Here is a 13,987-nt window from a genome sequence, read left to right on the forward strand (position 1 = left end):
TATGAAAAAGGTACTTTTGTCGCTGGCTGCAATCATCATTATTATTTTCATCTGTTTAGCCATCGGACTTACAATCCTGTTTAATGAAATAGAAGATTTCACAAATTCTTTTGATACATCTGACGAGGCTTTAATTGCATATGCAAAGAAAGAACATAATATCCCGATTCGAGTCATTGAAAACCCTGGTGTTCCTGGAGGTGAATTAATTTATAAAGATGCCAAGGTGGTTACGGAAGATGGAGAAGAGATTCACTTTGACATCTATATCAGTGGAATCGGTCCTTTTCTGGGAAGGATCACGGGTGATAACTATAAAGAAGCCAAACAAAAATTGGATTTAAATAGAAAATATAAGGGTTCAGCTATATTTCATGAATTAGAGAATCTTGGATATAAAAATCTGACTTTTGGAAAGTCCAAAAAAGATTTCGATTTTAAGGCTGAAATTGAAGGGATGTCGTTCGCAGATCAACAAATGTTTAATCATATATTTCGTTCCTTACCCTCATTTTATAAGCTAAAAAAAGAGCTACATAAATCCAATTATTCGATTGATGAAATTTATATCGTTACCAACTCGGGTACATTTGCAATCAATGGAGCAAATTTGGATCTCAATCAAACTTATTCTTCACCTGAACATCTGAGAAACCAATTCGCTCAACAAAATATAGACGTATTTTCGTCATTTCTATTTGAAAAGGATTTTAGTCAGATTCAGTCTATTCTCCCGATCCTTCAAGCCAATGGATTTAACGACGGAAACAAAAACAGATTTCGTTTAAAATGTTATGAGATGACAACTTATGAACGGTGTGACGCCTATTCGTTTGAAATACATACGGGTGATCAAAAACCAGTTCGAACACCACTTCGCTACGATGATCCTGTTGCCAAAGCAAAGTTACTCAAAGCGATTCAATCACTGCAAAAAGTGGATCTTCCCATCAAAAAGTTAGAAGTTAATCTTGTTTATGTCCCTGAGAAAATGGAGAAACAGAGCATTCCAGAAAAAGAATTAAAAGAACAAGAACATCTACACTTTTTTTCTACAACAGTCAAAATAAAAGATTTCCGTCAAATCAAAACAGTGGATGATATCTATTTTGATTATCTCTCTAGATAAAGTTCATTCATTGCACCTTTTCTTGCGAATAGAGGTGCAATGCCTACTATAAAATAGAATGAATATTTGAATAAGGGGAGTGAAAACTTGAACTTCAGAGGTTCTAGATACTATGATCATGACGAATTCTTTCACAATTACAACGTCAAAAGATCCACAAAAGAAAATGCTAATGATACGATTGAGAAACCCATTTTTTATAACCTAGTCGACGATGTTTCTAACTTAAATGTCTTGGACTTAGGCTGTGGAGATGGACGATTTGGACTTGAACTTCTTGAAAAAGGATGTCATCGTTATGTGGGGGTAGAAGGCTCTACCAATATGTATCAGTGCGCCCTGAAAAATCTTAACGAGCATAAAGATGCGCAGGTGATTAACCAAACCATTGAAGATTGGGACTTTCCAACTAATGCTTTTGATCTAGTCACCTCCAGATTAGTTCTTCATTACCTTGAAGAGATTGAATCTGTATTTCGAAATATCTATCATTCAATAGTTCAAGGGGGAAGATTTATATTTTCGGTTGAGCACCCTGTGATTACTTCTACCTTGCAAAAAACAGGTCTTAGAACTTCTTGGACTGTGGATCAATATTTTATTAATGGCTTTCGAGAACAAGAATGGCTAGGTTCCACAGTACAAAAATATCATCGAACAATTGAAGACTATTTCTCCACTTTACAAATAGTCGGATTCAAGATTAAAACACTGAGAGAATCTCGTCCTAACCCTAAATATTTTATTCATGAAGAAACCTATCAACGACGTTTACGAGTTCCCCTATTCTTATTTTTTTCTGCTAGAAAATAAGGACTAAAAATAAAAAGACACCATCATTATGTGTCTTTTTATTAAAACCATATATTCAACTTAATAAAAATCATTGGAAAAGGGATGTTTCCCTACTTCAGTGCCTTAATAACAAATCGGGTCACATTGTCGATATAAGCATCCACTGGAAGCTCTGAACGATAAATAAAACAATCTTCTACTGCCTGTTCCGTAACAGAGACAATGACTCTTGCAATCATACTTGGATCGAAGGAAGGATCTACTTGCCCGGCGGCCTGCCATTTTTCGATGTGTAGTTCCAACAAGTCATAATAAGGTTGGAACAACTCCCCCCAGTCGGATGGATTCACCGCAATCCCACAACCATTGTTCAATATAGCGAAAATATCACGATAGGTTGACATTTGATGAAAGGCTGCTTCAATTCCCTTCGCTAGTTCTTCTTCACATGTTTGGATACCTCTAATTTGATTCCGTACATCTACTAGTACATTCTTCATCATTTCTTCTGTAAGTGCTTTGATAATGGAATTTTTAGAGTCAAAATACAAGTAAAAGGTTCCTTGAGAAACACCAGCTTCCTTTACGATCTCAGAGACTCTGGTTGCATCCAAACCTTTTTTCGCTAATACTTTGCGGGCAGCAGACAAGATTTGTTTTCTTCGATCTATTTTTTTGTCTTTTATAATAGCAAACCACCTCGCATTCCATATCAGAATTTATCTCCTCAATAGCTTCACTTGTATCCCGTGTTTCGGTCTGAGAGTGATGGAAGGCTCTAATTCCACCTCACGATCATCCACTCTCTCCATTCGGTACTGTCTCGCGATGGTTGCCAATAACAGCTTCGCTTCCATCATTGCGAAATGGTTACCGATGCATATTCTAGGTCCTCCTCCAAAAGGAAGATAAGCATATTTCGGAAGATTGTCAGTACTATTTTCCCATCGCTCAGGTTTGAATGTCAACGACTCTGGGAAAAACTGAGGATTACGATGCATGACCCATTGACTCATGGCTACTTCAGAACCTGCTGGGATCATTCGCAAACTCTATCATATTACCAAGAAACATGAAGCCTTTCGGTCTCTAAGGTTGTGGTTATGTTTTAAATGACTGACAGTCAGTCGTTATTTTATTTAAAGTGATAGTGTAAACTTCCCGTAGATTCTATTGATTGGTATATTTATTAGCTGTGACGTGACTGTTTCGATTAAATAAATTCAAAACTCCATGTAACACATTTCGCATGTCTAATTGGAAGACGAGCCACTATACTAAAAACACAGCCTCATATAGCTTGACTGTGTTTTTTTGCTCTATATTAGCACTACTAATCTATGAATATCTCTCCAATCGATTTAACTCCCACTGAGCAAAAATAAGACATACGACTCCTAATAGAATGGCATGAATAGCAGGATCAACCAGTTGATTAACTGGTATTAACTTCATATTAAATTCATACACATTAATAAATGAAATGAGATTCCCATTCGTAAGAATTTGTGTAGTTGCATAGGCAAAGACAATTCCGATCGCCCAAGTAGTATTCTTAAGAAAAACCATCACCAGAAAAGCAAACCAAGTATAAAAAAATGATTGGTAACTGATCTGTACAAACATGGATAAGAAATAGTTTTCTCCATATATATATGACATCCCTCCCAAAAACAACGTAAGCATCAACATAAATAAAATCCAAAAGGTAAAAATCCTGAGAAAGCCAATCTTCATTCGACTCATCGGGTAGCTAAATAATGTTTCGCCCCCTTCCTCTTGTAAATATTCTTGTAAAAGAAAAATACTCCACCAGCTCATTTGAATAGGAACTAAAATTTCAACAAAAGTAATCGCACTCACTGTCTCACCGCGATACGGAGAGATAAAGAAAAAAGCGATTAAACCCAAGAGGGTTACAACAGGTACATAAGCAGCTGCTCCCATCGCTTTCCAATCAAAGCTCATTCGTCTGACCATCTATCTTCTCTCCAATCAGGTACAAATAACTATCCTCTAAAGATGGCACAACAGGAGTCGCACCTGTAGGAGGTGTTTCCGCTAAAAGACGTAGCCGATAATGTTCTCCTTCCCGTTGATTGGCAATCAGATTCCATTCCAAAGCATACTGGTCAAATTCACGAGGAGAGATCAAAAGCTCCCACACTTTACCTTGTGCAGCCTGTTGAATCTCCATCAGTGATCCTGTTTGAAGTACTTTACCACGGTTTAAAATTCCCACTTGATCACAGATTACCTCAATATCGTCCACAATATGTGTAGAGAGTAAGACTATTGCATCTTGGGCTACTTTTCTTAACAACTGTCGAAAGCGAATCCGTTCTTCGGGGTCAAGCCCAGTGGTTGGTTCATCCACGATAATGATTTCCGGATTTCCAAGTAATGCTTGAGCAATCCCTAATCGTCTTACCATTCCTCCAGAAAGCTCACTTACTTTTTTTGAAGAATGTTCGACAAGGTTGACTTGTGAAAGAATGGCCTCCACTTGCTCCGTTCGCTCTTTCTTTTTCATCCCTTTGAGATCTGCTAAATGATGCAACGCTTCACACACTTTGAGCTGTTTATACAAGGAAAACTTTTGCGGTAAATAACCAATTTTCTGGCGAATCTGCTTTTTCTGCTCCCAACTGATCCCGTCATAAGAGATAGACCCAGAATCATAAGATAACACTGTTGTTAAGATACGCATCAGCGTCGTCTTTCCTGCACCGTTAGGACCTAACAACCCAAAAATCCCAGGCGTAATCTCCATAGTTACCTGATCTAATGCTTTAAGTGACTTGTATTGTTTGGTAACCTGATCGATTTTCAATCTTCTATCCATGTTGTACACCCTCCTTTACCATTTGTTCTAATTCTTTCATGTTCATCGGTTTCTCTTCTCGTAAACGTTGTCTCCAGGTTCGGAAAAATTGTTTCATTTCTGATTCCAGTTTACTGTTTTTTTCTATAAAAGAACGAAGTTGTTCTAATTGCTTCTGAGTCCTAGAAGAATCTTGTTGAATGAAGTCTTCAGAGCTATTTATGTAAATCTGAAAAATCCTATTTGCTTCTTGTTTTTTCAACTGATCATTATTACGAATCGCATCCCAATAGAGATAGGAGTTGTAATAAAAGTCAGTGAGATATTCAGGTTGCTTAGCGATTCTCTCTTCTCGATGAGCGGCTCTAAGAATGGGGCCCCACCAAGCATTTTTCCCACTTAAAAAATCTGGTGTATTACTAAAATATTGGTTATTTAAACCCATATGCCATTGTTGTGAAAATGAAAAAATAGGTCTTTCTTCACCGTTCGGTATAGATACCATAAACAAGTGCTCAGGGAACTCTTTACTTAACTGAGATGAACCAAAATCCTGTTCAATCTGAGCTCTCATCCCTTCTAAATCTTTTAAATATTGATCCAATCCAGCCATACGATACATCGATTGAGGGTAATAAACAGTTGTTTTGCCTATTTTACTCTGTTCTACCATCCCCGAAAGCAAAGTAATTCCCTCGATAGATTCCCCACTCCAGATTCCATCTTCGGTCTGAGGCAGATGTGTAAACAAGGGACTAGGTCCTTGATACTCAACTTTGTACGTTGCTTTTTCGTTAGAAATTACAGGGAGGTAATTCCCGGCATACCCATCTTTAGCCAAAAATACATTGTGGGCACCAGCGACTGGAGTCCAAGGGAAATAATTTGGTAAATATACTGCTTGTTCATTTGCAAAGAATAGAAAAGGTCCTGTTCCTTCATAAGTCAACTTTACTGGATATATCTCATCTGCTTGGACAGAATGAGGAACTGTAATCTGTATTTGGTCGCCCTTTTGGATAAAAGGAAGAACTTGGTCCTCTTTTCCAAGCACTTCTCTGATACGAAATCCATGATAAAGAGTAAATACAAAATCTTCCCCCTTTTTAGTTGGTTTGATTTCCAACTGGGCTTCAACAACCAGTTGGCGGAAACTCTTCACCTTTAAATGATAAGAAGGAATAATAAAAGGAGTTTGATCTTTTATTTGTAAAGAGGGATTCTGTAGATAGTATTCGTTCTCTTCAAATAAGAGATCTAATTTCCCCTCTTCAGGTCGTGTTTGATCAGATTGAAATAAGAAGAGACTAAGCAGGAGACTAATTGAGAGAATTGCTCCGCTCCAAGTCCACAAAATCCAACCAGTTGCTCTCTGTTGTTTGATGTACCGAAGAGTAAGCAATAAAATAGCCATCATTGCCAGTAAGAAAGCTTTGCTCCAACGATACCATTCCATCGGCAACCCATAAATAGGGTCAAAAGGTGTTCCCAGATAAGATTGACCAATATTGAAGGAAGTTAGAGCTGTCGCCACTTGCTTCCCGATACCACTTCCCTGACTAAAGGTAAAAACCGCCGAGCTAACTAATGGGCTTATGAAAAAACATAGAATCAGGAGATACACATAAGCTAACTTGGTCTGACTATAAATTCCGACTACCATACCCCATAAACCAGCAACTAGAAACGGTAAAAACCAATATAACAATATATAGAGTAATGCCTTTTCCCAAAATACTTCTGGGACACCTGCATACGCAAAGCGAAATAGTAGGATCAAATAAGCACCTATTAGAAAAAGCGTAATCACTGTAATCAGTGAAAGCACTTTTCCGATCAACTTCATCTTCCAACCTTGGGGAAGACTATGAATCACTTCGTCTACAAAGACATCCTTCTCATGCTGAATTTGATGCCATCCATAGATGAGACTAGCCAACATGCCTGCTACCACTAAATAGACTGATCCCATCAAAGCTCTACCAGGATCAATAGAAATAATATGTTCGGGGAACCCTAGAACGATGTAGAGCCAGCAAACCCCAAAAACAAGTAGAATCCATCTCTTCCTCCAAAGTAGAAGCATTTCTACTTTCCACACACTCCAAATTTGGTTTATCATTCTTCCCCTCCTTATCCTTAAGATTTTAATATATTGCAAATGAACACTCTAAAAAGGGAAAATTTTAATATCAATTCCCCCCTATTACAAAGAGTAATAGGAGGAATTGAAAAAAAGTTAATGAGGAATCTTTGGTCAGTATTTAGTTAACAGCTTTAGTCCATGAAGTTCTTCCACTAACATTAACATAATATCTTCCAGTATTCACAGAAAGTGTTCTTGAATATGAACCTTTAGGGGCTGTAGAAAAATTAGCAATTGTTTCATCAGGGAAATAATTAATTTGACGTTTAAAGTAATGGTAGGCTGTTCCTGAGCCATTATTACTTCCAGAAACAATGACTTGTCCATTCATTGAAACTAAGCCTGATTCAGCGCTTCCTTGGGAACCTGTCGTTTCACAGAATGCTGTTGCAGCTGAAGCTGCACCTGTTAAGAGCACCATTGAAGCAACAGATAGTCCCCATATTCTTTTTAACATTTCGATCCCTCCAAAACTTTTTATTGAACCATTTTCGTTTGAGAATATGCACTATTTGTAACAATAGCATAATAACGTCCTTTTCCACTGAGATTTACTGGGACAGAATAAGTAGCAGTAGGACTTAAACTGAAATGAGACACCGTTGTATCTGGAAAATAATTAACTTGCATATATACACTGTGGGATGACTTATGAGAGCCTCTATTATATCCACTTACAGTAGCATGACCAGGACTAAACGCTACTAATCCCGAAGTAACTGTATTTGTGCTTGCACCCGAAGTAGCAGATACTGTAACCGCTGAAGCTGTTCCTCCCAACAATGTAATCGAGGCTAAAGAAAGCATAATCACTTTTCTGAACAAATGGAACCCTCCTAATAATATGATTTGTACTTACCAATCAAATCATATCAATTAAATTAATATGATTAAAGTTAAATTTTAATATAAAAATACACAAACAACTTCATATCGATTTTATCCAATGAAATATACATGCTATTTTAATATATAAAATATATCATCCAATAAAACATCATACTTTATTAGTATAATAACAATATAATTTAGTATTAAAATTTTATTTGAGTAAAGATTTTATTTTGGAGTAATATCCCTCCTTAGATAATCATTCAAACCCTGTCACAAAAATTTCGTAAAAGAAAAAATCAAAAAATCTACTAAAATCGTACCCAAAATGGACAACCTTTCCGAAATATACATATGTAGACCATTTCGAAAGGAGATGTATCATTCATGTTTGTACCTAAACCTTATTTCCAAGCCATGCAGCAAAATGAGTTGAACATGACCGAATGCTGCTTGTTAATGCTTATACAATCATTAGAAGAACAAAAAGGACCTGTCAGTCAAGGAGAGATCGCCCAGACATTGGGAGTGCGTCGGAAACGAGTTTCTTTATTACTACAACGTCTCTCTCAAAAAGGGTACTTAACCGAGACTGAACACCCTGAGGAAGCTTCCTTATACCGGATTCAATCGAAAAAAGTATAGGGTACCATGTCATTCATCGTAAAGATTAACCTTGAAGAAGGTGAATACATGCATCCGATTTAAAAAAAGTCACACCAACTAATCATGAGGGTGTGGCTTTTTCTTATGCATATTTTTACACTCTATTTACAATAAATCGTTTAATATATGGAGATAACATCGTGTCGATTTAAGAATGGAGGGTGAACAAAAGCCCCTGCTCTGGATTGCTATCATTCATTATCAACACGACTGGTTAAGATCATAATAAAGATAGAAGATGAGCGAGGTGAATGATTTTGAACAAACGATGGGTATCCTTGATAGAAGTATTTGCAGTCTCTCTGAAACTAGGGTTCACATCATTTGGCGGTCCAATCGCCCATTTAGGATACTTTTATGATGAATACTCTCGTCGGAGAAAATGGCTTGACGAGCGGACTTATACAGATCTAGTTGCACTTAGCCAATTCCTCCCTGGGCCTGCAAGTAGTCAGGTGGGAATGGGAATTGGTGTAATTCGGGCTGGATTATTGGGTGGGCTTGTTTCTTGGATCGGCTTTACACTTCCCTCATTTGTGATCTTAGTGCTGTTTGCTAAGATATTCCATACGTGGAATCTACAAGAGGCAGGGTGGATTCATGGATTGAAGGTAGTTGCTGTCGCGATCGTCGCCCAAGCCGTATGGGGACTAGGAAAGAAGCTTGCCTCTGACCAAAAGCGAGCAACGATTGCCTTTCTTGCAACTCTTTTCACTCTGTTGTGGCAACATCCGTGGAGCCAAGTGGTCATCATCTTGTTAGCAGGTATATGGGGGATGTTTTTCCTCAAACAACCAACAACATCAAATCCATCGACACAAACAAACCTACACATTCCTATTCGTCGCACCACTTCGATCAGCTTTCTAATTGCATTTCTATTGTTACTATTTCTTCTTCCACTGATTCGCTATCTGAATCCCCATATGTGGACGATCATGATCGATCTATTCTATCGGGTGGGTTCTTTCGTTTTTGGAGGTGGGCATGTCGTTCTACCACTACTTGAAAATGAAATAACTTCTTTAGGTTGGATCAATCCTCAAGACTTTCTCGCTGGTTATGGAGCTGCACAGGCGATTCCTGGACCCATGTTTACATTTGCCTCTTATCTAGGAGCTCTTACTGGAGGTTGGACTGGAGCACTTGTCGCTACTATTTCTATATTTTTACCCGGCTTTCTTCTACTGATGGGAGTCCTGCCTTTTTGGAATTCATGGCGAAAACACCCTAAGTTCCAGGGAGCTCTTCATGGAGTCAATGCTGCAGTCGTTGGGATCTTATTAGCCGCATTGTATGATCCTTTATTCACTCAAACGATTCATACTCCTATGGATTTCTCACTCGCATTATTTTTATTTGGACTTCATTCCATTTGGAAATTACCCGCATGGACAATTGTTCTGATCGGTGCTTTAGGCAGTAGTTTATTAGGGTGATGCAAAAACAGATTATATTTCGTGAAAACATTCTTTATTTTTAACAGAAAAAAAGGGAATCAAGAGCGGTTTGTCGTATAGTAAAAAGTGGTCAATTATTTTTACCACTTTCAAGGAGGGACTTATGGCAAACAAGCAAACCCAGATGGAATTTACCATCAAAGGTTGGTTGTATGACCACATTACATTAACTTGGAAGAATGGAAAACTATTTGGAGATCATCCTGAAATTCTCGAAATCATTCAAACAAGAGTGCAACAATTAGAAAAAGTAAAAGCAATGATCCTTTGCAAAGAGACTCACCAATACTTTACTGAAAATTATTTGCAACAACCATTGTCAGCATTCATTGTCATACAAAATATTTTGGAAGAAATCTATGAATCCCCCTCTCTTCGAGACATTCTCCAGCTCAATTCCAACCAACACTCCAACCCTTTTACCGTTGGACAAACATGAACAGCTAATTCGAAAAGTCTCCATCCGAGACTTTTTTTATCCAAACTCACCAAACTACTTGATATGAATATAAAAAAAGAACCCTTTTCTCATGGGTTCTTGCGCTGGTGCTGAGGGTCGGACTTGAACCGACACGGTAGAAACCTACCGCAGGATTTTAAGTCCTGTGCGTCTGCCTATTCCGCCACCCCAGCAAGAGTGGTGCCGAAGGTGGGAATCGAACCCACACTCCTAAAGGAACACGATTTTGAGTCGTGCGCGTCTGCCAGTTCCGCCACTTCGGCAAATCGCTATTCACTTTTATATAAAGTGTAATCGCTGATGACAAAAATAAATATACCACATCATCTAAATAAGTGCAAGTCCAAAATAAAAAATAATTTTTCTTGATATGTATATTCATGATTATTTTCTTAAATGATAACAGAACACCCTGATCTGCAAACAAATGAAGAGAGGTGCTTCCCTTATGAAGTACGTCGTGGATACCAATCTTTTACTTCATTCGCCTGATGTATTATCTCAGTACAATCTTGTCATCACAGCGATGGTATTACGGGAGCTTGAGAAGCATAAAAATAGCCACAATCATGATCTTGCCTATAAAGCTAGACGGGCAACTCGCTATATCCGTAAGCATGAATCAGTGATCGAATTTGATTACAAAGATTATCAAGTTACCTTTAGTGAACAGTTCGATCCCAACTACGTAGATAATCAGATCATTCAGTGCTGTTTAGACAACCATTATGGATTACTAACCAATGACCTGTTACTTCGTTTAAAAGCAAAGTCTCTGACGATTGATGTAAAGTCGATCGAAAATCAACCTGATGATTTATACACAGGCTATCGTGAAATCATGATGGGCAAAGAAGAAATGGCTTACTTGTATGAAAATCTAGATAAAAATAGTTATGAACTTCATCCCAATCAGTATCTATTGATCCAAGATGAAAGTGGAAAAACAGTAGATATCAAACGCTGGTCTGGGGAAAAACTAGTTGATCTCAAACAACCTCCTAAAAAGATATTAAATCCCTTCAATGACCTTCAACGCTGTGCGATCGACCTTCTCTATAATAAAAATATCCCAATCAAAGTCATCGCCGGAACTTATGGCTCAGGAAAGACTATGTTAAGTGTAAAAATGGGATTATGGCATATGTACGATAAAGGGAATTACGCAAAAATGATGGTTGTAAGAAACCCTGTGGGCAGTGGTGAAGAAGTGGGGTACTTACCAGGTGATAAAATGGATAAAATCTATGACTTCTTTAAGCCTGTCATTCAACATCTAGATGGCGGAGAGTTCCAAGCCCATCAAATGATTCAACGTGAAGACTTGATCGCTGAAATTCCCTACTATATGAAAGGTCTCACCTTAGACCATGGGTATTATGTGTTAGTCGATGAAGCTGAAGACTTAGACTTAAAAACGCTCAAACTGATTGGTACACGGGTAGGTAAAGACTCTTGTATCATTTTCAGTGGGGACTATAAACAAGCCGAAGGAAAATATATACGAAATAATGGTCTTTTAAGAATGATCGATGCACTTCAAGGACATCCCCTTGTAGGAATCGTGGTCTTAAATGATGATGTACGTTCAGAAGCATCCAAAGTGTTTGCTGAATTGGAATGAGATGACTTCGTCTAACACATCCTATTTCCTGTCATAATTGTTTTTTCCAATCCTTCACTAAAAAGGATTGGATTTTTTATGCAAACTACAGACAAATCACTTTTTCATTCAGACAAGATCGTTTAACATAATAAATAGTTTAAGCTATAATATCAGATAGTAAAAATGACTACAAAACTCATACTTAAACTTCTACCATTCCTTATTTACAAACTTCACCTTATATGTAGATGCGAGATGAAAGGATGGCACTTTTGTGATATTTTATGATCTATTTTCTAACTTTCCGCTTTGGGCTTCACTGACAGCGATTTTTCTAGCACAGCTTTCAAAAGTACCTTGGAATTATACGATAACACGTAAATGGGACTGGAATTGGTTAATCAACTCTGGGGGAATGCCTAGTGGTCACACCTCTGCAGTTACTTCCCTAGCCACTTCTATCGGGTTGACTCAAGGATGGAACTCCTCAGCTTTTGCGATCGCCACGATTATTGGGATTATTGTGATGTATGATGCCACTGGTGTGAGAAGACAAGCAGGGATGCAAGCTCAAGTGTTAAATCGTCTCGTCGATGACTTCACTAGCTTGTTAATTGAATTAAGAAATCTAAATGAAAAACCTGCTGCAGAAACACGAATTAAGTTAAAAGAAATACTAGGTCATCAACCCATCGAAGTGTTTACAGGAGCTTGGTTCGGGGTAATCATCTCCCTAGTCATGTATTACATTTGGTTTTAATTAAGGAGGGAAGTGAATCCAATGAAAAGAATTGTCTCGATCTGTCCAAGTAATACAGAACTTCTCTACTTTCTTGGAATCAAAGACTGGATCGTTGGGGTGGATAACTATTCGGATTGGCCTATCGAAATGAGTCATCTTCCTCAAGTCGGTCCTGATTTACATATTGATATTGAAAAAGTAAAGTCATTAGAACCTGATATGGTGGTCGCTTCCTTAAGTGTCCCTGGAATGGAAAAAAATATTGATCGTTTGGAAAAAGAAAAAATTCCTTATATCATCCTCAATCCGAAAACATTAAGTCAAATCACTGATGACTTTCGTACTCTAGGTCGTTTATTCCATATAGAGACACAAGCAGAACAAGTGGTTCAACAATATAATAAGAAATTAAACTGGATTCAACAACGGATTCCCAGTGTTGGTTCTCCTCGTCGTCTCTATTGGGAATGGTGGCCAAAACCTGTCTTCACACCTGGTCAGCGAAATTGGTTGACGGAGATGAGTCGGTTTGTAAAAGCGGTAAATATTTTTGAAGATATTGATAATGATAGTTTCCAAACAGATTGGATCGAGGTGGCTCAACGACATCCTGAACTCATTCTCATTGTTTGGACAGGCGTCCCCATTCACCGTGTAAAAAAAGAACTTATTCTTTCACGAGAGGCATGGAAAGGTGAGCCCTTCTTCCGTGAAGATCGCATTCACATTTTAGAGGAAGGATGGTTTTGTCGTCCTTCGCCACGACTATTAACAGGGATCGAGTACTTAGCTCATCTCCTTTATCCAGATCGCTTTACAACACCCAACCCTGATGCTCCTTTTTACATCCCACTTTCCTCTGAGTAAAGGGAGCACAAACAAAAAAGCCCTTTTCTCAGCTACAACTTCTTCAACTTCATGAAGTTTCTGGAAAAAGGGCTTCCATTCTAGATATAAACACGATCAAAACATCTTGTAACCTTTTTCCCGTAAGACCTTGATCGTCCAAACTCCGCCAACTGCTCCAGCTAGACCAGATAGGAATAATACAACATTGACTAAAGTAAACAACGTGGTTAAATCATAACCAATATATATGACAACCCCTAAGAACAGAATTAAGGGCAACCAAGTCGTCTTTAAAATCATATTAAGTATAAAGCCAATCCCAAAGAACAGAACAAACAGGAGTGGGACGGAGATGATTAGCTGGGGTATACTCATAGCTACCGCCTCCATGAAAGTAGAGTACATATTAATCCGCTTTCATTTTACTGAAAAATAAAGAGAGGGTCAATGAATCTCTCCCGACAAAACGATGAACTTTC

16 protein-coding genes and 2 tRNA genes are annotated in these 13,987 nt (G+C 38.0%); 8 read left to right on the top strand and 10 right to left on the bottom strand.

Annotated features, from left to right (window positions below; translation table 11 throughout):
- The first annotated feature begins 1 nt into the window (after position 1).
- Together EDD58_RS02525 and EDD58_RS02530 are read left to right on the top strand one after the other, a co-directional pair.
- A complete protein-coding gene (locus tag EDD58_RS02525) occupies positions 2 to 1,129 on the top strand; it encodes a hypothetical protein (RefSeq protein WP_131923255.1) in 1,128 nt (375 codons plus the stop codon).
- Between the two features lie 87 nt (positions 1,130 to 1,216).
- Positions 1,217 to 1,942 carry a class I SAM-dependent DNA methyltransferase gene (locus EDD58_RS02530; RefSeq protein ID WP_131923256.1) on the top strand — a complete coding sequence of 242 codons (726 nt, stop codon included), beginning with the start codon at positions 1,217 to 1,219 and terminating at the stop codon, positions 1,940 to 1,942.
- A 92-nt stretch (positions 1,943 to 2,034) separates the two neighbouring features.
- On the opposite strand, the gene EDD58_RS02535 is transcribed toward EDD58_RS02530, so the two are convergent.
- The 7 genes from EDD58_RS02535 to EDD58_RS02565 form a co-directional block, all read right to left on the bottom strand.
- Positions 2,035 to 2,574, bottom strand: coding sequence for a TetR/AcrR family transcriptional regulator (locus EDD58_RS02535; protein WP_165875759.1), 540 nt, complete (start codon positions 2,572 to 2,574; stop codon positions 2,035 to 2,037).
- 69 nt (positions 2,575 to 2,643) lie between these two features.
- A complete protein-coding gene (locus tag EDD58_RS02540) occupies positions 2,644 to 2,967 on the bottom strand; it encodes a cytochrome P450 (protein WP_165875760.1) in 324 nt (107 codons plus the stop codon).
- 295 nt (positions 2,968 to 3,262) lie between these two features.
- Positions 3,263 to 3,904, bottom strand: a complete 642-nt coding sequence (locus EDD58_RS02545; protein WP_131923259.1) for a hypothetical protein — start codon at positions 3,902 to 3,904, stop codon at positions 3,263 to 3,265.
- On the bottom strand, positions 3,882 to 4,769 hold the full coding sequence (locus EDD58_RS02550) for an ABC transporter ATP-binding protein (RefSeq protein WP_131923260.1): 888 nt from the start codon (positions 4,767 to 4,769) through the stop codon (positions 3,882 to 3,884). Before EDD58_RS02550 ends, EDD58_RS02545 begins: the two co-directional genes overlap by 23 nt.
- Positions 4,762 to 6,870: a hypothetical protein gene (locus tag EDD58_RS02555; protein ID WP_131923261.1), complete on the bottom strand. Its 2,109-nt coding sequence runs from the start codon at positions 6,868 to 6,870 to the stop codon at positions 4,762 to 4,764. The genes EDD58_RS02550 and EDD58_RS02555 overlap by 8 nt, the downstream gene beginning before the upstream one ends.
- Before the next feature lie 142 nt (positions 6,871 to 7,012).
- Entirely contained in the window at positions 7,013 to 7,351 is a 339-nt protein-coding gene (locus tag EDD58_RS02560) for a hypothetical protein (protein ID WP_131923262.1), read from the bottom strand.
- A gap of 20 nt (positions 7,352 to 7,371) precedes the next feature.
- Positions 7,372 to 7,719 carry a hypothetical protein gene (locus tag EDD58_RS02565; RefSeq protein WP_131923263.1) on the bottom strand — a complete coding sequence of 116 codons (348 nt, stop codon included), beginning with the start codon at positions 7,717 to 7,719 and terminating at the stop codon, positions 7,372 to 7,374.
- Positions 7,720 to 8,112: 393 nt separating this feature from the next.
- On the opposite strand from EDD58_RS02565, the gene EDD58_RS02570 reads away from it, so the two are divergent.
- The 3 genes from EDD58_RS02570 (at position 8,113) to EDD58_RS02580 (ending at position 10,290) form a co-directional block, all read left to right on the top strand.
- Entirely contained in the window at positions 8,113 to 8,370 is a 258-nt protein-coding gene (locus EDD58_RS02570) for a MarR family transcriptional regulator (protein WP_131923264.1), read from the top strand.
- Positions 8,371 to 8,642: 272 nt separating this feature from the next.
- On the top strand, positions 8,643 to 9,830 hold the full coding sequence (locus tag EDD58_RS02575) for a chromate transporter (protein WP_131923265.1): 1,188 nt from the start codon (positions 8,643 to 8,645) through the stop codon (positions 9,828 to 9,830).
- A 124-nt stretch (positions 9,831 to 9,954) separates the two neighbouring features.
- The gene (locus EDD58_RS02580; RefSeq protein WP_131923266.1) at positions 9,955 to 10,290 is read left to right on the top strand and encodes a hypothetical protein; all 336 of its coding nucleotides are present in this window, start codon (positions 9,955 to 9,957) and stop codon (positions 10,288 to 10,290) included.
- Between the two features lie 105 nt (positions 10,291 to 10,395).
- Here the strand turns inward: EDD58_RS02580 and EDD58_RS02585 are convergent.
- Together EDD58_RS02585 and EDD58_RS02590 are read right to left on the bottom strand one after the other, a co-directional pair.
- Positions 10,396 to 10,484 (bottom strand) — tRNA-Leu (locus EDD58_RS02585).
- Between the two features lie 5 nt (positions 10,485 to 10,489).
- Positions 10,490 to 10,574, bottom strand: a tRNA-Leu gene (locus EDD58_RS02590).
- 185 nt (positions 10,575 to 10,759) lie between these two features.
- On the opposite strand from EDD58_RS02590, the gene EDD58_RS02595 reads away from it, so the two are divergent.
- The 3 genes from EDD58_RS02595 to EDD58_RS02605 all read left to right on the top strand — a co-directional run bounded on the left by EDD58_RS02595 (position 10,760) and on the right by EDD58_RS02605 (position 13,526).
- Positions 10,760 to 11,935 (top strand): PhoH family protein, encoded by a 1,176-nt coding sequence (locus tag EDD58_RS02595; RefSeq protein ID WP_165875762.1) that lies wholly within the window; start codon positions 10,760 to 10,762, stop codon positions 11,933 to 11,935.
- Between the two features lie 256 nt (positions 11,936 to 12,191).
- Positions 12,192 to 12,677, top strand: a complete 486-nt coding sequence (locus EDD58_RS02600) for a divergent PAP2 family protein (protein ID WP_243648624.1) — start codon at positions 12,192 to 12,194, stop codon at positions 12,675 to 12,677.
- A gap of 21 nt (positions 12,678 to 12,698) precedes the next feature.
- Positions 12,699 to 13,526: a cobalamin-binding protein gene (locus EDD58_RS02605; RefSeq protein WP_131923268.1), complete on the top strand. Its 828-nt coding sequence runs from the start codon at positions 12,699 to 12,701 to the stop codon at positions 13,524 to 13,526.
- A 96-nt stretch (positions 13,527 to 13,622) separates the two neighbouring features.
- Here EDD58_RS02605 and EDD58_RS02610 read toward each other — a convergent pair whose 3' ends face one another.
- Positions 13,623 to 13,883, bottom strand: coding sequence for a YuiB family protein (locus EDD58_RS02610; RefSeq protein ID WP_131923269.1), 261 nt, complete (start codon positions 13,881 to 13,883; stop codon positions 13,623 to 13,625).
- Between the last annotated feature and the right edge of the window lie 104 nt (positions 13,884 to 13,987).

It is taken from the genome of Hazenella coriacea (assembly GCF_004341825.1).
Classification (GTDB): Bacteria; Bacillota; Bacilli; order Thermoactinomycetales; family Thermoactinomycetaceae; genus Hazenella; species Hazenella coriacea.